The sequence below is a fragment of the Klebsiella sp. C349492 genome (genome assembly GCF_042055345.1).
Classification (GTDB): domain Bacteria; phylum Pseudomonadota; class Gammaproteobacteria; order Enterobacterales; family Enterobacteriaceae; genus Klebsiella; species Klebsiella scottii.
This window is the reverse complement of sequence record NZ_JANQCE010000001.1, coordinates 1,571,303-1,591,260: the sequence shown is the minus strand read 5'-3', so window position 1 is coordinate 1,591,260 and position 19,958 is coordinate 1,571,303. Positions and strand designations below refer to the sequence as shown.

The 19,958-nt window shown below is 56.7% G+C and carries 21 protein-coding genes; 19 read left to right on the top strand and 2 right to left on the bottom strand.

Annotated features, from left to right (window positions below):
* Nucleotides 1–778: 778 nt before the first annotated feature.
* Nucleotides 779–1,732: a 23S rRNA pseudouridine(955/2504/2580) synthase RluC gene (rluC, locus tag NWP14_RS07525; RefSeq protein ID WP_189339823.1), complete on the top strand. Its 954-nt coding sequence runs from the start codon at nucleotides 779–781 to the stop codon at nucleotides 1,730–1,732.
* 72 nt (nucleotides 1,733–1,804) lie between these two features.
* On the opposite strand, the gene NWP14_RS07520 is transcribed toward rluC, so the two are convergent.
* Nucleotides 1,805–2,389, bottom strand: coding sequence for a nucleoside triphosphate pyrophosphatase (locus NWP14_RS07520; protein WP_095096393.1), 585 nt, complete (start codon nucleotides 2,387–2,389; stop codon nucleotides 1,805–1,807).
* A gap of 141 nt (nucleotides 2,390–2,530) precedes the next feature.
* Here NWP14_RS07520 and yceD point away from each other — a divergent pair, with 141 nt between their 5' ends.
* From yceD to ptsG, 14 genes are all read left to right on the top strand, one after another.
* Nucleotides 2,531–3,052, top strand: a complete 522-nt coding sequence (yceD, locus tag NWP14_RS07515) for a 23S rRNA accumulation protein YceD (protein WP_095096396.1) — start codon at nucleotides 2,531–2,533, stop codon at nucleotides 3,050–3,052.
* Nucleotides 3,053–3,068: 16 nt separating this feature from the next.
* Nucleotides 3,069–3,242, top strand: coding sequence for a 50S ribosomal protein L32 (gene rpmF / locus NWP14_RS07510; RefSeq protein ID WP_003857964.1), 174 nt, complete (start codon nucleotides 3,069–3,071; stop codon nucleotides 3,240–3,242).
* Between the two features lie 150 nt (nucleotides 3,243–3,392).
* Nucleotides 3,393–4,490, top strand: a complete 1,098-nt coding sequence (gene plsX / locus NWP14_RS07505) for a phosphate acyltransferase PlsX (protein WP_095096399.1) — start codon at nucleotides 3,393–3,395, stop codon at nucleotides 4,488–4,490.
* A 54-nt stretch (nucleotides 4,491–4,544) separates the two neighbouring features.
* The gene (locus NWP14_RS07500; protein ID WP_095096402.1) at nucleotides 4,545–5,498 is read left to right on the top strand and encodes a beta-ketoacyl-ACP synthase III; all 954 of its coding nucleotides are present in this window, start codon (nucleotides 4,545–4,547) and stop codon (nucleotides 5,496–5,498) included.
* Nucleotides 5,499–5,513: 15 nt separating this feature from the next.
* Nucleotides 5,514–6,443 (top strand): ACP S-malonyltransferase, encoded by a 930-nt coding sequence (gene fabD / locus NWP14_RS07495; protein WP_346431721.1) that lies wholly within the window; start codon nucleotides 5,514–5,516, stop codon nucleotides 6,441–6,443.
* 12 nt (nucleotides 6,444–6,455) lie between these two features.
* On the top strand, nucleotides 6,456–7,190 hold the full coding sequence (gene fabG, locus NWP14_RS07490) for a 3-oxoacyl-ACP reductase FabG (RefSeq protein WP_041144966.1): 735 nt from the start codon (nucleotides 6,456–6,458) through the stop codon (nucleotides 7,188–7,190).
* 210 nt (nucleotides 7,191–7,400) lie between these two features.
* Nucleotides 7,401–7,637, top strand: coding sequence for an acyl carrier protein (acpP, locus tag NWP14_RS07485; RefSeq protein ID WP_000103754.1), 237 nt, complete (start codon nucleotides 7,401–7,403; stop codon nucleotides 7,635–7,637).
* Nucleotides 7,638–7,726: 89 nt separating this feature from the next.
* Nucleotides 7,727–8,968: a beta-ketoacyl-ACP synthase II gene (fabF, locus tag NWP14_RS07480; protein ID WP_095096408.1), complete on the top strand. Its 1,242-nt coding sequence runs from the start codon at nucleotides 7,727–7,729 to the stop codon at nucleotides 8,966–8,968.
* 131 nt (nucleotides 8,969–9,099) lie between these two features.
* Nucleotides 9,100–9,909 (top strand): aminodeoxychorismate lyase, encoded by an 810-nt coding sequence (pabC, locus tag NWP14_RS07475; RefSeq protein WP_331835526.1) that lies wholly within the window; start codon nucleotides 9,100–9,102, stop codon nucleotides 9,907–9,909.
* Nucleotides 9,910–9,911: 2 nt separating this feature from the next.
* Nucleotides 9,912–10,934, top strand: a complete 1,023-nt coding sequence (gene yceG / locus NWP14_RS07470) for a cell division protein YceG (RefSeq protein WP_095096414.1) — start codon at nucleotides 9,912–9,914, stop codon at nucleotides 10,932–10,934.
* Entirely contained in the window at nucleotides 10,924–11,565 is a 642-nt protein-coding gene (gene tmk / locus NWP14_RS07465; protein WP_095096417.1) for a dTMP kinase, read from the top strand. Before yceG ends, tmk begins: the two co-directional genes overlap by 11 nt.
* A complete protein-coding gene (gene holB, locus NWP14_RS07460) occupies nucleotides 11,562–12,566 on the top strand; it encodes a DNA polymerase III subunit delta' (protein ID WP_095096420.1) in 1,005 nt (334 codons plus the stop codon). The genes tmk and holB overlap by 4 nt, the downstream gene beginning before the upstream one ends.
* A gap of 10 nt (nucleotides 12,567–12,576) precedes the next feature.
* Nucleotides 12,577–13,362 (top strand): metal-dependent hydrolase, encoded by a 786-nt coding sequence (locus NWP14_RS07455; RefSeq protein WP_375215070.1) that lies wholly within the window; start codon nucleotides 12,577–12,579, stop codon nucleotides 13,360–13,362.
* A gap of 304 nt (nucleotides 13,363–13,666) precedes the next feature.
* Nucleotides 13,667–15,100 carry a PTS glucose transporter subunit IIBC gene (gene ptsG / locus NWP14_RS07450; RefSeq protein ID WP_095096426.1) on the top strand — a complete coding sequence of 478 codons (1,434 nt, stop codon included), beginning with the start codon at nucleotides 13,667–13,669 and terminating at the stop codon, nucleotides 15,098–15,100.
* Nucleotides 15,101–15,215: 115 nt separating this feature from the next.
* Here ptsG and fhuE read toward each other — a convergent pair whose 3' ends face one another.
* Entirely contained in the window at nucleotides 15,216–17,399 is a 2,184-nt protein-coding gene (gene fhuE / locus NWP14_RS07445; RefSeq protein ID WP_375215069.1) for a ferric-rhodotorulic acid/ferric-coprogen receptor FhuE, read from the bottom strand.
* A 362-nt stretch (nucleotides 17,400–17,761) separates the two neighbouring features.
* Between fhuE and hinT the strand changes: the two genes are divergently transcribed.
* From hinT to thiK, 4 genes are read left to right on the top strand one after another with little or no spacing between them, the layout of a single operon-like run.
* Complete coding sequence (hinT, locus tag NWP14_RS07440; protein WP_041144975.1) at nucleotides 17,762–18,118, top strand: purine nucleoside phosphoramidase; 357 nt, start codon at nucleotides 17,762–17,764, stop codon at nucleotides 18,116–18,118.
* 3 nt (nucleotides 18,119–18,121) lie between these two features.
* A complete protein-coding gene (locus NWP14_RS07435; RefSeq protein ID WP_045854851.1) occupies nucleotides 18,122–18,496 on the top strand; it encodes a YcfL family protein in 375 nt (124 codons plus the stop codon).
* 21 nt (nucleotides 18,497–18,517) lie between these two features.
* Nucleotides 18,518–19,153, top strand: coding sequence for a penicillin-binding protein activator LpoB (gene lpoB / locus NWP14_RS07430; RefSeq protein WP_189339837.1), 636 nt, complete (start codon nucleotides 18,518–18,520; stop codon nucleotides 19,151–19,153).
* Complete coding sequence (gene thiK / locus NWP14_RS07425; RefSeq protein WP_375215068.1) at nucleotides 19,134–19,949, top strand: thiamine kinase; 816 nt, start codon at nucleotides 19,134–19,136, stop codon at nucleotides 19,947–19,949. Before lpoB ends, thiK begins: the two co-directional genes overlap by 20 nt.
* Nucleotides 19,950–19,958: the final 9 nt, after the last annotated feature.

The following is a 19,958-nucleotide window of genomic DNA, read 5'->3' as shown; positions in this document are numbered from 1 at the left end:
AGAGTAACGCCTTGCCGGGGGAAACCGATGGCCTCGTGTCTGTTTCACGTCGCCAACCTCACGGTTGTCGCGCGCTTAAGAGGCGCAGAGTGTCGGTCGCCTGCATTTCAAACGGAAACACAGCGCAATTGTCAGGGGAATTGCCTGGGATGTATCACCAGAGAAGATTCCATTTATACACTTCATGCTTCGAGTTGCTTCTGCACTGGCTGCGCTCGTTCATCCCTGTTACCTGGCGATGCAGGCTTCCGGGGATTCACTCTCTTGCTGCCTTGACGCATCTCGAATAATTTTGCGTATATTCTATCGTTTTTCACGTTGCAGGCGTGTTGGCTTAACCTGCTCATCACAATCATGCGATTATAATGAGCTCCCGGGGATACCCGGAGTCGACGCCTTCCTGCGACGTGAAATCCATAGAGCCTGTACCGGTAAGGACTGCAACCCGCAGCCCGCTAACTGTCTGAAAGATCAATACGTCTTACGCCATTGCTGCGTTGATGATCGGTCAGACAAAATTGGTCATTCCGCTAATCTCTTGTTCTAACAAGATTCAACACGGAAAACGGCATCATTATTCCATTGCTAAGCTTGTTATAGCAAGTTGACTTTTACCTTTTATCACCCGGTTACTCACAGTTTTATCACCTGCGTATACAGATTGTTCTAATAACAAACAAAACGACGATGATGCACGCGATGAAAACCGGATAATGATAAATATAAGCATATAAAAATGAGTGGCGCTAATGCGTCGGGCTATTTAGAATCGCGCACCATGAAAACTGAGACCCCAACCGTGAAAATGGTTGCCATTACCGCTGATGAAGCGGGGCAACGCATCGATAACTTTTTGCGTACGCAGCTTAAGGGCGTACCGAAGAGCATGATTTATCGCATCCTGCGTAAAGGCGAGGTGCGGGTGAACAAAAAACGCGTCAAGCCTGAGTACAAGCTGGAAGCGGGCGACGAGATCCGTATTCCGCCGGTACGCGTTGCCGAGCGTGAGGAAGACGCGGTCTCCCCGCATCTGCAAAAAGTAGCGGCTCTGGCTGAGGTGATTCTGTATGAAGACGATCATATCCTGGTGCTCAATAAGCCTTCCGGCACCGCGGTTCACGGCGGCAGCGGCCTGAGCTTTGGCGTGATTGAAGGCCTGCGCGCGCTGCGGCCGGAAGCGCGCTTCCTTGAGCTGGTGCACCGTCTTGACCGCGATACCTCCGGCGTGCTGCTGGTGGCGAAGAAGCGTTCCGCGCTGCGTTCGCTGCATGAGCAGCTGCGTGAAAAGGGGATGCAAAAGGATTATCTGGCGCTGGTGCGCGGGCAGTGGCAGTCGCATACCAAAGTGGTACAGGCGCCGCTGCTGAAAAACATCCTGCAAAGCGGCGAGCGTATCGTGCGCGTCAATCAGGAAGGCAAGCCGTCGGAAACCCGCTTTAAGGTAGAAGAGCGCTTTACCGACGCCACTCTGGTGCGCTGCAGCCCGGTGACCGGTCGAACCCACCAGATTCGCGTGCACACGCAGTATGCCGGACACCCGATCGCATTTGACGATCGTTACGGCGATCGGGAATTTGATAAGCAGCTCACGGGCACCGGCCTCAATCGCCTGTTCCTGCACGCCGCGGCGCTGAAATTTACCCACCCGGGGACGGGGGAGGTGATGCGCGTTGAAGCGCCGCTGGATAGCCAGCTCAAACGCTGCCTGCAGGTGCTACGCGACAAGAAGTAACGGGACTCCGCCGCTTTCACCGCGCGGGCCGATGAGCCTGCGGCGGTGACTTTCAGGATACGGAACCGCGCATCAGGCTAGCAGCGGGTTATAGCCTTCTCTGCGCAGCATCTGACAAAGCGCAATCAGCGGCAGGCCAACCAGGGTGTTGGGGTCCCGGCCTTCTAAGCGCTCGAAAAGCGTGATCCCCAGCCCTTCGCTTTTAAAGCTCCCGGCGCAGTGCAGCGGGTTCTCTTTGCGCACGTAGGTCTCTATCTCCCGGTCGCTTAAATGGCGAAAATGAACGTCAAAGGGCTCACATTCGGTTTGCAGATGGCCGTTCGCCGAATTATAGAGCGCCAGCCCGGTGTAAAAGGTCACGATGGTGCCGCTGGCTTTTCTTAGCTGCCGGCGGGCGTTCTCTTCGCTATGCGGTTTACCGGTTATTTCGCCATCAAGGACGCAAACCTGATCGGAGCCTATAATTAAATGCTGCGGGTAGCGGGCGGCGAGAATTTGCGCCTTAGCCTGCGCCAGACGCACGACCAGCTGGCGAGCGGACTCTCCGGGGTGCGGCGTTTCATCGACTTCAGGCGCCGCGCATTCAAACGGTACCGCCAGTTTTTCCAGCAGCATCCGCCGCCAGGGTGAGGTCGACGCCAGGATAAGCTCAGACATATTTTTTCATCCACATATAGCGCTTCGAAGAGCATCATTTTAAACTATGGGCCGCAATGTGTGCGAATAAATGGCAAAAGGCAACCTGAGGCTGCCTTTTTCTTTGACTCTATGACATTACAAAGTTAATATGCGCGCCCTATGCAAAAAGTAAAATTACCCCTGACTCTTGACCCGGTTCGCACGGCTCAAAAACGCCTTGATTACCAGGGCATTTATGCTCGCGATCAGGTAGCACGTGTGGCCGATTCTGTAGTCAGCGTGGACACCGATGTGGAATGCAGCATGTCGTTCGCTATTGATAACCAGCGTCTTGCCGTTATAACCGGCGATGCGAAGGTTTCAGTAACCCTCGAATGTCAGCGTTGCGGGAAACCGTTCCCCCGTCATGTCTACACAACGTATTGTTTCAGCCCGGTCAGAAATGACGAACAGGCCGAAGCACTGCCGGAAGCGTATGAGCCGATTGAGGTTAACGAATTCGGTGAAATCGATCTGCAAGCGCTGGTTGAGGATGAAATTATTCTCTCCTTGCCTGTAGTTCCGGTGCATGATTCTGAACACTGTGAAGTGTCCGACGCGGACATGGTTTTTGGTGAACTGCCTGCAGAGGCACAGAAGCCAAACCCATTTGCCGTATTAGCCAGCTTAAAGCATAAGTAATTGAGGAGTAAGGTCCATGGCCGTACAACAGAATAAACCAACCCGTTCCAAACGTGGCATGCGTCGTTCCCATGACGCTCTGACCGCAGTCACCAGCCTGTCTGTAGACAAAACTTCTGGTGAGAAACACCTGCGTCATCACATCACTGCCGACGGTTTCTACCGCGGTCGCAAGGTTATCACTAAGTAATCACGCGATACTCTATGAATTTCGTGTTGCAGGAAGGCCGCGCAGTTAACGGTTCTGCAGCGTGAAGGACACCGAGTATAAGCGTGGTGAAGCTTAGTGAGGATTTCCCCAGGTAACTGGGGAATAACCGAACCGGGCAGCGACGATACCTTGACACGTCTAACCCTGGCGTTAGATGTCATGGGGGGCGATTTTGGTCCTTCCGTGACGGTGCCTGCAGCACTGCAGGCACTGATCTCTAATTCGCAACTCACACTTCTTTTAGTCGGCGACCCCGACGCCATCACGCCATTACTTGCCAAAGCTGATTTCGAACAACGTTCGCGTCTGCAGGTTATTCCTGCGCAGTCAGTTATTGCCAGTGATGCGCGACCCGCGCAGGCGATTCGCAGCAGCCGCGGAAGCTCAATGCGCGTGGCGCTCGAGCTGGTGAAAGAGGGGCGGGCACAGGCCTGCGTCAGCGCGGGCAATACCGGCGCGCTGATGGGACTGGCGAAATTATTGCTCAAGCCCATTGAGGGGATTGAGCGCCCGGCGCTGGTGACGATACTGCCGCACCAGCAGAAGGGTAAAACGGTGGTGCTGGATCTTGGCGCCAACGTCGACTGCGACAGCACAATGCTGGTGCAGTTTGCGGTGATGGGGGCGGTACTGGCGGAAGAAGTGGTCGGTATTGAAAATCCCCGCGTCGCGCTGCTGAATATTGGCGAAGAAGAAATGAAGGGCCTCAGCAGCATTCGCGACGCCGCAGCGGTTTTGAAAACGCTGCCGTCTCTCAACTATATAGGCTATCTTGAAGCCAATGAACTGTTGACGGGTAAAACCGATGTTCTGGTTTGTGATGGATTCACGGGCAACGTCACACTAAAAACAATGGAAGGTGTTGTCAGAATGTTTCTTTCGCTGCTGAAATCGCAGGGAGAGGGCAAAAAACGGTCGTGGTGGCTGCTGTTATTGAAACGTTGGTTACAAAAAAGCCTCGCAAGGCGATTCAGTCACCTCAACCCCGACCAGTATAATGGCGCCTGTCTGTTAGGATTGCGCGGTTCCGTGATTAAGAGTCATGGTGCTGCCAATCAGCGCGCCTTTAGCGTTGCAATAGAGCAGGCAGTGCAGGCGGTGCAGCGGCAGATACCTCAACGGATCGCCGCTCGCCTGGAATCTTTATACCCAGCAGGCTTCGAACTGCCGGGGGGCGGCAAAAACGGGAACTCCCGACAGCAAAGCGGGACGAACGAGCAGGACTGACGCCCCAGCGGTTTGAACAAGGCGGGTATGTTACCCAAGAGTGACTGAGCGTACATGTATACGAAGATTATTGGTACCGGCAGCTATCTGCCCGAGCAAGTGCGTACTAACGCCGACCTGGAAAAAATGGTAGATACGTCTGACGAGTGGATTGTCACCCGTACGGGTATCCGTGAACGTCGTATTGCCGCACCGAATGAAACCGTTGCTACGCTGGGTTTTGAAGCTGCAAAAAATGCGTTGGATATGGCGGGCGTTAAGCCGGAGCAAATTGGTCTGATTATTGTTGCGACCACCTCTGGCACCCACGCATTCCCAAGCTCGGCCTGTCAAATTCAGTCTATGCTGGGAATTAACGGCTGCCCGGCGTTTGACGTTGCTGCGGCCTGTGCCGGCTTCACCTACGCCCTGAGCATCGCCGACCAGTATGTCAAAAACGGCGCGGTAGACTACGCGCTGGTTATTGGCGCTGACGTTCTGGCGCGCACCTGCGATCCTGCCGATCGCGGGACGATCATTATTTTTGGCGATGGCGCTGGCGCCGTTGTGCTGGGGGCATCCGCCGAGCCGGGCATCATCTCGACCCATCTGCATGCCGACGGCCGCTACGGCGAGCTGTTAACGCTGCCGAACGCCGATCGCGTGGAACCGGAAAATCCGATCTATCTGACGATGGCGGGTAATGAAGTCTTTAAAGTGGCCGTGACCGAGCTGGCGCACATTGTTGATGAGACGTTAGCGGCGAACAATCTGGAGCGTACCGCCCTGGATTGGCTGGTACCGCATCAGGCTAACCTGCGTATTATCAGCGCGACGGCGAGAAAGCTCGGAATGTCGATGGATAACGTGGTGGTGACGCTCGATCGTCATGGCAATACCTCCGCCGCCTCCGTCCCTTGTGCGCTGGATGAAGCGGTGCGCGATGGCCGCATTCAGCGTGGTCAGCTGATTCTGCTGGAAGCCTTTGGTGGCGGTTTCACCTGGGGTTCCGCGCTGGTTCGTTTTTAGTATAAGGATTTAGAGATGACGCAATTTGCTTTTGTGTTCCCGGGACAGGGCTCGCAGGCGGTAGGAATGTTGTCAGATATGGCGGCAGCTTATCCCGTTATTGAAGAGACTTTCCGTGAAGCCTCCGCGGCGTTGGGCTACGATCTGTGGGCGCTTGCTCAACAGGGCCCGGCAGAAGAACTGAATAAAACCTGGCAGACCCAGCCCGCGCTGCTGACCGCCTCCGTGGCGCTGTACCGCGCGTGGCAACAGCAGGGCGGCAAAGCGCCGGCTCTGCTGGCAGGCCATAGCCTGGGCGAATACTCCGCGCTGGTTTGCAGCGGCGTGATTGATTTCACCGACGCCGTGCGTCTGGTTGAGATGCGTGGCAAATTTATGCAGGAAGCCGTACCGGAAGGTACCGGCGCCATGTCGGCCATCATTGGCCTTGACGATGCGTCAATTGCCAAAGCCTGCGAAGAGTCTGCCGAAGGCCAGGTGGTTTCACCGGTCAACTTCAACTCCCCGGGTCAGGTGGTGATCGCTGGCAACAAGGAAGCCGTAGAGCGCGCTGGCGCCGCCTGTAAAGCCGCCGGCGCCAAACGCGCGCTGCCGCTGCCGGTTAGCGTGCCGTCCCACTGTGCGCTGATGAAGCCCGCGGCGGAAAAACTGGCGGTTGAACTGCAAAAAATCACCTTTAACACGCCGGCTATTCCGGTTGTGAACAACGTTGATGTGAAGTGCGAAACCGCGCCTGACGCCATTCGCGACGCGCTGATCCGCCAGCTGTACAGCCCGGTTCAGTGGACCAAAAGCGTCGAGTTTATGGCAGCTCAGGGCGTAGAACATCTGTATGAAGTGGGCCCGGGTAAAGTCCTCACCGGTCTGACTAAACGTATTGTTGACACCCTGACCGCTTCCGCGCTTAACGAGCCTGCAGCGCTGTCTGCGGCGCTTGAGCAATAAAAGAGGAATATCATGAGTTTTGAAGGAAAAATCGCGCTGGTTACCGGTGCAAGTCGCGGGATCGGCCGTGCAATCGCTGAAACGCTCGTTGCCCGTGGCGCAAAGGTTATCGGTACTGCCACCAGCGAGAGCGGTGCGCAGGCGATCAGCGACTATTTAGGTGCTAACGGTAAAGGTCTGCTGCTGAATGTGACCGACCCGGCATCTATCGAATCTGTCCTGGGAAATATTCGCGCAGAGTTTGGTGAAGTTGATATCCTGGTTAATAATGCCGGTATTACTCGTGATAACCTGTTAATGCGAATGAAAGATGACGAGTGGAACGATATTATCGAAACCAACCTGTCATCAGTTTTCCGTCTGTCAAAAGCAGTAATGCGCGCTATGATGAAAAAGCGTCACGGCCGCATTATTACTATCGGTTCTGTGGTCGGTACCATGGGAAATGCTGGTCAGGCTAACTACGCTGCGGCGAAAGCGGGTCTGATTGGTTTTAGTAAGTCGCTGGCACGTGAAGTCGCGTCCCGCGGTATTACCGTAAACGTTGTTGCTCCGGGCTTTATTGAAACGGACATGACGCGTGCGCTGTCTGACGATCAGCGTGCGGGTATTCTGGCGCAAGTTCCGGCGGGTCGCCTCGGCGATGCAAAAGAAATCGCCAGTGCGGTTGCGTTCTTAGCTTCTGACGAAGCAGGTTACATCTCTGGTGAAACCCTGCACGTCAACGGCGGAATGTACATGGTCTGACCGAGTTTTGCGCAAAACGTTCAGGAACCGCGCAGTCTGTGCGATTCCGCGTACGGTTTTGTGCAAAATGATTTGCGTTATGAGGGCAAACAGCCGCAAAATAGCGTAAAATCGTGGTAAGACCTGCCGGGATTTAGTTGCAAATTTTTCAACATTTTATACACTACGAAAACCATCGCGAAAGCGAGTTTTGATAGGAAATTTAAGAGTATGAGCACTATCGAAGAACGCGTTAAGAAAATCATCGGCGAACAGCTGGGCGTTAAGCAGGAAGAAGTTACCAACAATGCTTCCTTCGTTGAAGATCTGGGCGCTGATTCTCTTGACACCGTTGAGCTGGTAATGGCTCTGGAAGAAGAGTTTGATACTGAGATTCCGGACGAAGAAGCTGAGAAAATCACCACTGTTCAGGCTGCCATTGATTACATCAACGGTCACCAGGCGTAAGTGAACATCTCCAGGCGGTCATTCGACCGCCTGAGTTTTATCTTTAGTTTGTCCCACAAGAATTTATTTTCCCTCCCTGGAGGACAACCGTGTCTAAGCGTCGTGTAGTTGTGACCGGACTGGGCATGTTGTCTCCTGTCGGCAATACCGTAGAGTCTACCTGGAAAGCTCTCCTTGCCGGTCAGAGTGGCATCAGCCTGATCGACCATTTCGATACTAGCGCCTATGCAACAAAATTTGCTGGCTTAGTAAAGGATTTTAACTGTGATGACATCATCTCGCGTAAAGAACAGCGCAAGATGGATGCCTTCATTCAATATGGAATTGTCGCTGGCGTTCAGGCCATGCAGGATTCTGGTCTTGAAGTAACGGAAGAGAACGCAGACCGCATCGGCGCAGCTATCGGCTCCGGCATCGGCGGTCTCGGCCTGATTGAGGAAAACCACAGCTCGCTGACCAACGGCGGACCTCGTAAGATCAGCCCGTTCTTTGTACCGTCTACAATTGTTAATATGGTGGCCGGACATCTGACCATCATGTTTGGCCTGCGTGGGCCGAGCATCTCCATCGCGACCGCCTGTACTTCCGGTGTGCATAATATCGGTCAGGCCGCGCGTATCATTGCTTACGGCGATGCCGACGCAATGGTTGCCGGCGGTGCGGAAAAAGCCAGTACCCCGCTCGGCGTGGGTGGCTTTGGCGCAGCCCGCGCGCTCTCTACCCGCAACGACAATCCGCAGGCGGCAAGCCGTCCGTGGGATAAAGATCGCGACGGTTTTGTGCTTGGCGACGGTGCCGGTATGGTGGTGCTGGAAGAGTACGAGCACGCTAAAAAACGCGGCGCGAAAATCTACGCGGAAATCGTTGGTTTTGGTATGAGCAGCGATGCTTACCATATGACCTCTCCTCCGGAGAACGGCGCGGGTGCGGCGCTGGCAATGGTTAACGCCATTCGCGATGCGGGCATTGAGCCGGGCCAGATTGCCTACGTCAACGCGCACGGTACTTCGACGCCAGCGGGCGATAAAGCGGAAACTCAGGCCGTTAAGTCAGTCTTTGGCGATGCGGCTCGCCGCGTGATGGTCAGCTCGACCAAATCGATGACCGGGCACCTGCTGGGCGCCGCAGGGGCGGTAGAGTCTATCTACTCAATCCTCGCGCTGCGCGATGGCGTGGTTCCGCCGACCATCAACCTGGATAACCCGGACGATGGCTGCGACCTGGACTTCGTCCCGCACGAAGCTCGTCAGGTTTCCGGCATGGAGTACACCTTGTGTAACTCCTTCGGCTTTGGCGGCACCAACGGTTCGCTGATCTTTAAAAAGGTCTAAGCCGTTAATCTCGTCACCCAGCCATGACTCAGGCCTGCATTTATTGCGGGCCTTCTTTTTTCTTCAGCTTTCTCTGCTTGTCCTGCGTAATTCATCCTGCGACACTGGCGGGCCACCGATAAGGAGCCACTATGTTCTTGATTAATGGCCGCGAACAGGACGTCCTGGCCGCTAACGACCGGGCGATACAGTTTGGCGACGGATGCTTTACCACCGCGCGTATTGTGGAAAATAGCGTGCAGATGCTGCCTGCCCACCTTCGGCGTTTGCAGCAGGCCTGCGAAAAGCTGATGATCCCCTATAGCCACTGGCAAACGCTGGAACAGGAAATGCTGTGCCTGGCGCAGACCGAGAAAAGCGGCGTCCTCAAGGTTATTCTGACGCGCGGTTCCGGCGGCCGCGGCTATAGCGGCACGCTGTGCCAGGCGCCGACCCGCATTCTCAGCGTATCCCCGCTACCGGCGCACTATTCCCGCTGGCGCGAAGAGGGCATCGCTCTGACCCTGAGCCCGATACGGCTGGGGCGCAACCCGTCGCTTGCCGGCCTGAAGCACCTTAATCGCCTGGAGCAGGTGCTGATCCGCTCTCATCTTGAGCAGACGGAGGCTGACGAGGCGCTGGTTCTTGACAGCGACGGGTGGCTTACGGAATGCTGTGCCGCGAATCTGTTCTGGCGCAAGGGAATGGAGGTATTTACGCCGCGTCTTGACCAGGCGGGCGTGAACGGGATTATGCGCCAGTATTGTATCGCGAGGCTGGCACAATCGCCGTTTCGCGTTGTCGAAGTCACCACGGGCCCTGATGCGTTGCGCGATGCCGATGAAGTGCTGATTTGCAATGCCCTGATGCCGCTGGTGCCGGTTCGCCGCTGGGACGAGAGCCGTTGGTCCTCGCGCGAGCTTTATCATTTTTTAGCCCCACTGTGTGAGCTGTCTGGTTAGTCATGAAGAAAATGTTACGTTTTATCCTGCTGTTGTTAGTGGTGTTCGGCATTGCCGCAGGCGTGGGCATGTGGAAAGTCCGCCAGCTCGCTGACAGCAAGCTGCTTATCAAAGAAGAGACCATCTTTACCCTTGAAGCCGGCACCGGGCGCATTGCGCTGGGTCAGCAGCTGTACGGTGATAAGGTTATCAACCGGCCTCGCGTCTTCCAGTGGCTGCTGAGGATTGAGCCGGAGCTGTCGCACTTCAAAGCCGGCACCTACCGCTTCACGCCGAAAATGACGGTGCGCGAAATGCTCCAGCTGCTTGGCAGCGGCAAAGAGGCCCAGTTCCCGCTGCGTTTCGTTGAGGGAATGCGGGTGAGCGACTATCTGCGCCAGCTACGCGACGCGCCGTATGTCAAGCATACGCTGGCCGACGACAGCTATGAAACGGTAGCGAAAACGCTCGATCTTGAACACCCGGACTGGGTGGAAGGCTGGTTCTGGCCGGATACCTGGATGTATACCGCCAATACCAGCGATGTGGCGATCCTCAAGCGGGCGCATCAGAAGATGGTCGCCGAGGTGGACAAAGCGTGGGAAGGGCGGATGGATAACCTGCCGTACCAGGATCAAAACCAGCTGCTGACCATGGCGTCAATTATCGAAAAAGAGACGGCGGTGCCGGAAGAGCGCGACCGCGTGGCGTCGGTATTTATCAACCGCCTGCGTATCGGCATGCGTTTGCAAACCGACCCGACGGTGATTTACGGCATGGGTGAGGGTTATAATGGCAAGCTGACGCGCAGGGATCTCGAAACTCCGACGGCCTATAATACCTATGTGATTAGCGGCATGCCGCCGGGGCCGATCGCCGCGCCCGGAGAGGCCTCGCTGACCGCCGCCGCGCATCCGGCGAAAACGCCGTACCTCTATTTTGTCGCTGACGGTAAGGGCGGGCATACGTTTAATACCAATCTGTCCAGCCACAACCGCTCGGTTCAGGATTATTTAAAAGTTCTTAAGGAAAAAAATGCGCAGTAATTACATCGTTATCGAAGGCCTGGAGGGCGCAGGAAAAACCACCGCACGTAACCTGGTGGTAGAGGCGCTGGAGCAATCCGGCGTCAGCGATCTGCTGTTTACCCGCGAGCCGGGCGGCACCATCCTTGCCGAGAAACTGCGCAGCCTGGTTCTCGATATCCAGTCCACCGGCGATGAAGTGATTAATGATAAAGCCGAAGTGCTGATGTTTTATGCCGCCCGCGTTCAGCTGGTGGAAACGGTAATTAAGCCGGCCCTGGCCCGCGGACAGTGGGTGATTGGCGACCGCCACGATCTCTCGACCCAGGCGTACCAGGGCGGCGGACGCGGTATTGACCAGACGATGCTGGCGACGCTGCGCGACGCGGTGCTCGGCGATTTTCGTCCGAACCTGACGCTCTATCTCGACGTGACGCCTGCGGTGGGCCTCAAGCGCGCGCGCGCGCGCGGCGAGCTCGATCGTATTGAGCAGGAGTCGCTGGACTTCTTCAACCGGACCCGCGCGCGCTACCTTGAGCTGGCGGCGCAGGACCCGACGATCCGCACCATTGATGCCACCCAGCCGCTGGAAGCGGTCGCGCGCGATATCCGCGCAGTTATCAGCCAGTGGGTGGCGGAGCAGCGCGCATGAAATGGTATCCGTGGTTACGCCCGCCTTTCGAGCAATTAGTCACCAGCTATCAGGCCGGGCGGGGTCACCATGCGCTACTGCTGCAGGCCCTGCCGGGAATGGGTGGCGATGCGTTGCTCTACGCGCTGTGCCGCTACCTGATGTGCCGACAGCCGGAAGGACACAAAAGCTGCGGCCACTGCCATAGCTGCCAGCTGATGCAGGCCGGTACGCATCCTGATTACTACACGCTGGTGCCGGAGAAGGGAAAAAGCGCCCTCGGCATCGATGCCGTTCGCGAAGTGAATGAAAAGCTCTACGAACGCTCGCGCCTCGGCGGCGCCAAGGTGGTGTGGATTAGCGACGCGGCGCTGCTGACCGATGCGGCGGCGAATGCCCTGCTGAAGACGCTGGAAGAGCCGCCGGAAAATACCTGGTTCTTCCTCGCCTGCCAGGAGCCGGCGCGGCTGCTGGCCACGCTGCGCAGCCGCTGTCGCCTGTATCATCTTGCTCCGCCTGCTGAATCCTATGGTCTGGCGTGGCTGGAGCGCGAGGTGAGGCTGGAGCAAAACGCGCTGCTGGCCGCGCTGCGCCTGAGCGCCAATGCGCCAGCGGCGGCGCTGGAACTGCTTGAGGAGAGCCGCTGGGCCTCCCGGCAGCAGCTAATCCAGACTCTGGCAAACGTACTAACCGACGGCGACTGGCTAACGCTGCTGCCGATTCTGAATCATGAACAGGCCGCCGTTCGCCTGCACTGGCTGGCATCGCTGCTGCTGGATGCGCAAAAAAGGCAGCAGGGGATCGCCCTGGTGAGCAACCCCGATGCCTGGACGCTGATAAACCAGCTGGCGCATGCGCTGCCGGCCAGCCGCCTGCAGGCTATTGCGCGGGACGTCAGCGCCTGCCGCGAGCAGCTGCTGAGCGTGGTCGGCGTCAACCGCGAACTGCTGCTAACCGAGCGCCTTCTGCGCTGGGAACATTACCTGCAACCTGGGGCGGTTCTCCCCGTTTCCCACCTCTGAGCGAGACATTATGTTTTTAGTCGACTCCCACTGCCATCTTGATGGCCTGGATTATGAAACCCTGCATAAAGACGTGGACGATGTGCTGGCGAAAGCCGCCGCGCGTGACGTGAAGTTCTTCCTTGCCGTTGCCACGACGCTGCCGGGATATCGCGGGATGCGCGAGCTGGTCGGGCAGCGTGACAACGTGGTTTTCTCCTGCGGCGTGCATCCGCTCAACCAGGATGAAGCGTACGACGTCGACGAGCTGCGCCAGCTGGCCGCGGAAGAGGGCGTCGTGGCGATGGGGGAGACCGGGCTGGACTATTTTTACACCCCGGAAACCATGCCCCGCCAGCAGGAGTCCTTCCGCGATCACATCCGCATCGGTCGTGAGCTAAACAAGCCGGTGATTGTGCACACCCGGGACGCGCGGGCCGATACGCTGACAATTTTGCGGGAAGAAAAAGTGACGGATTGCGGCGGCGTACTACACTGTTTCACAGAGGATAGAGAGACCGCGGGTAAATTGCTGGACATGGGGTTCTATATCTCGTTTTCCGGTATTGTCACGTTCCGTAACGCTGAACAGCTGCGCGACGCCGCGCGCTACGTTCCCCTCGATCGCCTGCTGGTGGAGACCGATTCGCCTTACCTGGCGCCGGTTCCCCATCGTGGTAAAGAGAACCAGCCGGCGATGGTTCGTGACGTTGCCGAATACATGGCGGTTCTGAAGGGCGTTTCGCTGGAGCAGCTGGCGCAGCAGACCACCGATAATTTCGCCAGATTGTTCCATATCGACCCCTCCCGCCTGTAACCTGCCGATCTTCCTATTATTTTAAGGCTCGTAATTAATACTTAAAGCGAGTAAAGTTCACCGCCACAAAAGGGGCGGTGACGTGCTTTTGGTTACATTTAGATACAGCTTATGTAAGTTGATGTAAACTTTCCCACGCCGACTGATTGAAACGTGATAGCCGTCAAACAATCATTCCGCCAATTATTTTACTCTGTGTAATAAATAAAGGGCGCTTAGATGTCCTGTCCACGGCATGGTTCTCCCCCCGTGCCAATGCGTGAAAACGTAAAAAAGTACCAAATACTCAGGAGCACTCTCAATTATGTTTAAGAATGCATTTGCTAACCTGCAGAAGGTCGGTAAATCGCTGATGCTGCCGGTCTCCGTACTGCCTATCGCAGGTATCCTGCTGGGCGTCGGTTCCGCAAACTTCAGCTGGCTGCCAGAAGTCGTTTCCCACGTCATGGCAGAAGCAGGCGGTTCGGTATTCGCTAATATGCCGCTGATCTTCGCTATCGGTGTGGCGCTTGGCTTCACCAATAACGACGGCGTATCCGCGCTGGCTTCGGTCGTTGCTTACGGCATCATGGTGAAAACCATGGCGGTTGTTGCCCCTCTGGTTCTGCATCTACCTGCTGAAGAGATTGCGGCTAAGCACCTGGCTGATACCGGCGTACTCGGCGGTATTATTTCCGGCGCAATCGCGGCATACATGTTCAACCGCTTCTATCGCATCAAGCTGCCAGAGTATCTGGGCTTCTTTGCGGGCAAGCGTTTTGTGCCGATTATCTCCGGTCTGGCCGCTATTTTCACCGGCGTGATCCTCTCCTTCATCTGGCCTCCGATCGGTACTGCTATCCAGACCTTCTCTCAGTGGGCTGCGTACCAGAACCCGGTTGTGGCGTTCGGTATCTACGGCTTCATTGAGCGTTGCCTGGTACCGTTTGGCCTGCACCACATCTGGAACGTTCCTTTCCAGATGCAGATTGGCGAATACACCAACGCGGCGGGTCAGGTCTTCCACGGCGATATCCCGCGCTACATGGCAGGCGACCCGACTGCGGGCAAACTGTCCGGCGGCTTCCTGTTCAAAATGTACGGTCTGCCGGCTGCTGCTATCGCTATCTGGCACTCCGCTAAACCGGAAAACCGCGCGAAAGTGGGCGGTATCATGATCTCCGCGGCGCTGACCTCGTTCCTGACCGGTATTACCGAGCCGATCGAGTTCTCCTTCATGTTCGTTGCGCCGATCCTTTACGTTATCCACGCAATTCTTGCAGGTCTGGCATTCCCGATCTGTATCCTGCTGGGTATGCGTGACGGTACTTCGTTCTCCCACGGCCTGATCGACTTTATCGTTCTGTCCGGCAACAGCAGCAAGCTGTGGCTGTTCCCGATTGTCGGTATCTGCTATGCGATCGTGTACTACGTTGTCTTCCGCGTGCTGATTAAAGCGCTGGACCTGAAAACTCCGGGTCGCGAAGATTCAACTGAAGACAGCAAAGTGGGCGCAACCAGCGAAATGGCTCCGGCCCTGATCGCGGCGTTCGGCGGTAAAGAAAACATCACTAACCTTGATGCGTGCATCACCCGTCTGCGCGTTAGCGTGGCTGACGTAGCGAAAGTTGATCAGGCTGGCCTGAAAAAACTGGGCGCTGCCGGTGTGGTCGTTGCAGGTTCAGGCGTTCAGGCAATCTTCGGGACTAAATCCGATAACCTGAAAACTGAAATGGATGAGTACATCCGCGCTAACTAAGTTGTGATGTGGGGAGACTAAGGCAGCCGAATGGCTGCCTTTTTTAATGGATTCAGCGAGTAAAAAGGGAGCCGGCTGGCTCCCTGGTTTTTTTATGGTCAGCGCTGAGGATAAATCAGAACTGATAGCTGGCGGTGATGCTGAAGTTGCGCGGTTCGCCGTAAACAATCGAGCCGTCAATGTTGGTATCGTAGGTTTTATCGAACAGGTTGTTGATATTACCCTGTAAGGCGAAGTTTTTGGTGACCTGGTAGCGGCTGAATAAATCAACCAGCGCGTAGCTGCCTTGTTCCGCGCGGAAGGTACCGTACGGCGTGACGGTATCTTTATAGACCCGGTTCTGCCAGCTCACGCCGCCGCCAACGGTCAGCTCGGGCATCGCCGGCAGACGATAGCTGGTGAACACTTTGACGCTGGTACGCGGCAGGTTCGGGTTCACCGCGTTGCCTTCATTATCTTCCGCGACATAGCGCGTGGCCCCGAAGGTCATCTGCCAGTTATCGGTAATCGCCCCGTTAACTTCGAACTCGACGCCTTTACTCACCGTACCGTTGACGGTTTTGTAGGCCGTATCGCCGTTGCTGCCGGCAATCGGGGTTCCGGTAGACTGCCCCAGGTTATCCTGTTCGATACGGAACACGGCCAGCGTCGTGGTCAAACGGCTGTCCATCCAGTCTGATTTCAGGCCAAGCTCATAGTTGTTGCCGGTGATCGGCGTCAGATATTTACCCGAGCTGTCGCGGACGTTCTGCGGCTGGAAGATTGAGGTGTAGCTGGCGTAGGTCGACCAGTTATCATCAATGTCGTAAACCAGGCCGGCGTACGGCGTCGTATGGTTTTTCTCCATGCTGTAGGAGAGGGTGTCGATACGCCAGTTGGTATAGCGCACGCCGAGAATTAAGTGCAGCGGGTCGGCCAGGGAGAAGCGCGTCGCGGCATATAGGGACTTCATCCGGGTGGTGTCGTCCTGGGCGAGGCTTTGCGGGCCCCAGTTCGTTTCAGGGAAACTCCCCGCATTGAAGTTATTAAAGCTGCCGATTTCATCCGGGAACACGTTGGCCCAGGAGCTGAAATAGCGATTATTTTGTTTGCTGTAGCTGCCGCCGACGATCAGGTTATGCTGGCGCCCGAACAGATCGAAGCCGCCATCGGTAAACAGATCTACGGCATCGATTTTACGTTTGCCGCTGTTCCAGCCCGTCCCGCCAACGTAGTCATAGCCTGGGCCATAGTTGCCGTATGGGCCGACCAGCATGCCGGTCTCTTTGTTGACGTACGCATCGACGTACATCATTTTGCTGTCGAATTTGACCTCGGAGTGGGTTGCGGTCATGGTCGCCTGCCAGGTATCGGCAAAGCGCTGCTTCAGCGTGACGAAGACTTTGTTGAACTCTTTATCGTTATAGGCCCAGTCCGGAGAGGTGCTGTGGGCGCGATCGTAGTGGTTCTTGCTGCCGTCGGTATTCCAGCGCGGCAGGCCGCCCCAGGTTGGGCTGTCGACGTCGATGCGCTGGTATTCGTAGCCGGCGGAGAGGCTGGTTGAGGTGCCAAGGTCGGCATCGAGAATGCCGGAGAAGAACGTTTTTTCGCTGTTGTAACGATCGAGCCAGGAGTCATTATTCTGATAGCCAGCGACGATGCGCGCCCGGACGTTACCGTCCTCGGTCAGCGGGCTCTGCACGTCCGCGACGTAGCGCTGCTTGTTCCAGCTGCCGTACTCCGCCGAAAGATTACCTTTAAATTCCCGGCTGGTGGCATGTTTACGAATCATATTGATTGAAGCGGAGGGGTTGCCCGTACCGGTCATCAGACCGTTGGCGCCGCGCACGACTTCAACCCGCTCAAAGAGCGCGGTATCGGAGAGCGCGTCCCCCAGGTTCCAGCGGGATTCAAAATAGGTTGGAATACCATCAACCATATAGTTGTCTATCTGAAAACCGCGGGAGTAATAGCTGCTGCGATCGGAGTCCGCCTGGCTGCGGCTGATCCCGAGCGTGTTGTCCATGACGTCGCCAAGGGTTTGCAGCTGCTGATCCTGCATCCGCTGCTCGCTGATGATGCTGACCGATTGCGGAATATCGCGCTGGGTCATCAGCATTTTTGTTCCGGCTGACGTGGTTTTAACGCTGTAATCCTGCTGCTGTTCGCCGACGCCGGCTGGCGTTGTCCCTTCTACAATGATGGTGTCGTCGGTCGTACCGGCGGCAATGCCGAGGGCTGGGTGGAGCGCCAACGCAATGCCGACGGCGAGTAGAGACGGCGCGCGGCGACCATCCCGTAAGCTGGTAGTGAAAGACATTATTAACCCTTAATTAGGAGACAATCGTTATACGCCGAGGCTCTTTGGCCGCGGTCGAACCATTCCTGAAGTGCGCTGTAACCACATGGTGAATACAAATGAGAAATATACGCATTTATATTTAATGTGTAAACAGAGGTAAGAATGGCGGTCAAAATGGCGTTTATCGGCGTCGGCGGCGGGTCCCGATCCGGGATATGCTTAATCCGTCATCAGCCAGGCCCGCCGCCGCGTAAGAAAAAGTGCATTCGGGTTGAAAGAGGGGGAGTAACTCGCTCATACTCTTAGATGAATCCTGTGCATCCGCGTTTATCTGTAGAGGCAGGCCAGAGCACGGTATAAAAATTAATAAGGAATCAGTCATGGCAGAAGAAACGATTTTTAGCAAAATCATTCGCCGGGAGATCCCGTCGGATATTGTTTATCAGGATGAGCTTGTTACCGCCTTTCGCGATATTTCTCCACAGGCGCCGACCCATATTCTGATTATCCCCAATATCCTGATTCCTACCGTCAACGACGTCACCACGGAGCACGAGCTGGCGCTGGGACGGATGATGACCGTCGCGGCGAAAATTGCGCGTGATGAAGGCCTTGCCGACGATGGCTATCGTCTGATCGTCAACTGTAACCGCCACGGCGGCCAGGAAGTTTACCATATCCATATGCACCTGCTGGGCGGTCGCCCGCTGGGTCCAATGCTGGCTCACAAAGGCTAATCAATGCGCGCAGCTCATTTCGGCACTCTTCTGGCGGCGGCGCTGCTGGCCGGCTGCGGTTCTCACGCGGAAATTCCGGTGGGAGAACAGCAGACGCTGGTGATGGAGTCTAACGTCTTAGCCGCAGGTATCAGCGCCGATGCGCCTGAGGTCACCGCCTCACAGATTCAGGCCACCGCGACTTCAAGGCTGTTCAACGAACGCCAGGAGCCGATCGTCGTGCATTACCGATTTTTCTGGTATGACGCCAGAGGACTGGAGATGCACCCGCTGGAGCCGGCCCGCAGCATAACGGTGCCCGCACGCTCATCCGTGACGCTTTACGGTAGCGCGAATATTTTGGGGGCGCACAAGGCCCGACTTTATCTTTATCTGTAAGAGGTAATTGTGATGATTAAAATGTGTCGCTATGCGTTGATCACAGCACTGGCGATATTCCTTGCCGGGTGCGTCGGGCAGCGTCAGGAACCCGCGCCGGTAGGGGAGGCGCAGCCGAAGCCGGAACAGCCTGCGCAGCCGCAGCCTACGGTGCCGACCGTGCCGGGCATTCCGGCAGTGCCGGCGCAGCCTGGGCCGATTGAGCATGAACAGCAGCCGACGCAGCCGACGCCGCGCGTTCGCCACTATGACTGGAACGGCGCGGTGCAGCCGATGGTCGGGCAGATGCTGCAGGCGGGGGGCGTGAATGCGGGCAGCATTCTGCTGGTCGATAGCGTCAACAACCGCACTAACGGGACGCTGAACGCCGGCGACGCGACCGCGGCCCTGCGCAATGCGCTGACGGGAAACGGCAAGTTTACGCTGGTCTCGCCGCAGCAGCTCGGCGTAGCGAAACAGCAGCTTGGCCTGTCGCCGCAGGATAGCCTCGGTAGCCGCAGCAAAGCGATGGGCATCGCGCGCACCGTTGGCGCGCAGTACGTGCTCTACTCTAATGCCACCGGCAACGTCAATTCACCTGAGCTGAAGATGCAGCTGATGCTGGTGCAAACCGGCGAGATTATTTGGTCAGGTAAAGGTGCAGTTCAGCAACAGTAAGCTTACGCGCGATGAGGTATTGTCGCGCTTTTTCCCCCGCTATTCGCCGCTCGACGATCCGGCCTTTGCCGGTCTGAGCGGCGGTAGCTGCATTATCAGCAACGGCGCCCGGCGGCTGGTACTACGCCAGCCGCACGATCCTGCCGCGCCCGCCAGCGATTTCCTTCGTCAATATCGCGCGTTATCCCGGATGCCGGATACGCTTGCACCGTCGCCAGTTTTTTACTCGCCGCGCTGGATGGTGGTGGAATATTGCGTCGGTGAAATGAAAAGCGCGCTTCCGCCGGGCCCGCAGCTGGCCGGGGTGTTGTATCATCTGCACCAGCAGCCGCGCCTGGGCTGGCGTATCGCGCTGGCGCCGCTGCTGGAACACTACTGGCAGCAGAGCGACCGCTCGCGACGAACCCCGCTCTGGCTGCGTTGGTATAAGCGCCTGCTACGGCGCGGAGAGCCTCGGCCGCTGCGCCTGGTGCCGCTACATATGGATGTGCATGCGGGCAATCTTGTCCATACCGAGGGCGGGCTGCGGCTGATCGACTGGGAATATGCCGGCGACGGCGATATTGCGCTGGAGCTTGCTGCCGTGTGGATTGATTCCGCGCAGCATCGGCAGCTGGCAGCGGAGTACGCCCGACAGGCGAACATTAATGAGCGCCAGCTGTGGCGACAAATTCAGCGCTGGCGCCCGTGGGTATTGATGCTAATGGCAGGCTGGTATGAGCGTCGCTGGCAGCAAACCGGCGACCGGCAGTTTATCGCCCTGGCAGATGCGGCCTGGCGTCAGTTAGACAAATAATATAAGAGA

What these genes read in the sequence shown, in the direction of transcription:
- tmk (WP_095096417.1), top strand. Translation starts at nt 10,924, where the DNA reads ATGCGCAGTAATTACATCGTTATCGAAGGCCTGGAGGGCGCAGGAAAA.
- fabD (WP_346431721.1), top strand. Translation starts at nt 5,514, where the DNA reads ATGACGCAATTTGCTTTTGTGTTCCCGGGACAGGGCTCGCAGGCGGTA.
- NWP14_RS07500 (WP_095096402.1), top strand. Translation starts at nt 4,545, where the DNA reads ATGTATACGAAGATTATTGGTACCGGCAGCTATCTGCCCGAGCAAGTG.
- ptsG (WP_095096426.1), top strand. Translation starts at nt 13,667, where the DNA reads ATGTTTAAGAATGCATTTGCTAACCTGCAGAAGGTCGGTAAATCGCTG.
- NWP14_RS07435 (WP_045854851.1), top strand. Translation starts at nt 18,122, where the DNA reads ATGCGCGCAGCTCATTTCGGCACTCTTCTGGCGGCGGCGCTGCTGGCC.
- rluC (WP_189339823.1), top strand. Translation starts at nt 779, where the DNA reads ATGAAAACTGAGACCCCAACCGTGAAAATGGTTGCCATTACCGCTGAT.
- fhuE (WP_375215069.1), bottom strand. Translation starts at nt 17,399, where the DNA reads ATGTCTTTCACTACCAGCTTACGGGATGGTCGCCGCGCGCCGTCTCTA.
- pabC (WP_331835526.1), top strand. Translation starts at nt 9,100, where the DNA reads ATGTTCTTGATTAATGGCCGCGAACAGGACGTCCTGGCCGCTAACGAC.
- yceD (WP_095096396.1), top strand. Translation starts at nt 2,531, where the DNA reads ATGCAAAAAGTAAAATTACCCCTGACTCTTGACCCGGTTCGCACGGCT.
- acpP (WP_000103754.1), top strand. Translation starts at nt 7,401, where the DNA reads ATGAGCACTATCGAAGAACGCGTTAAGAAAATCATCGGCGAACAGCTG.
- yceG (WP_095096414.1), top strand. Translation starts at nt 9,912, where the DNA reads ATGAAGAAAATGTTACGTTTTATCCTGCTGTTGTTAGTGGTGTTCGGC.
- rpmF (WP_003857964.1), top strand. Translation starts at nt 3,069, where the DNA reads ATGGCCGTACAACAGAATAAACCAACCCGTTCCAAACGTGGCATGCGT.
- hinT (WP_041144975.1), top strand. Translation starts at nt 17,762, where the DNA reads ATGGCAGAAGAAACGATTTTTAGCAAAATCATTCGCCGGGAGATCCCG.
- NWP14_RS07455 (WP_375215070.1), top strand. Translation starts at nt 12,577, where the DNA reads ATGTTTTTAGTCGACTCCCACTGCCATCTTGATGGCCTGGATTATGAA.
- holB (WP_095096420.1), top strand. Translation starts at nt 11,562, where the DNA reads ATGAAATGGTATCCGTGGTTACGCCCGCCTTTCGAGCAATTAGTCACC.
- NWP14_RS07520 (WP_095096393.1), bottom strand. Translation starts at nt 2,389, where the DNA reads ATGTCTGAGCTTATCCTGGCGTCGACCTCACCCTGGCGGCGGATGCTG.
- lpoB (WP_189339837.1), top strand. Translation starts at nt 18,518, where the DNA reads ATGTGTCGCTATGCGTTGATCACAGCACTGGCGATATTCCTTGCCGGG.
- fabG (WP_041144966.1), top strand. Translation starts at nt 6,456, where the DNA reads ATGAGTTTTGAAGGAAAAATCGCGCTGGTTACCGGTGCAAGTCGCGGG.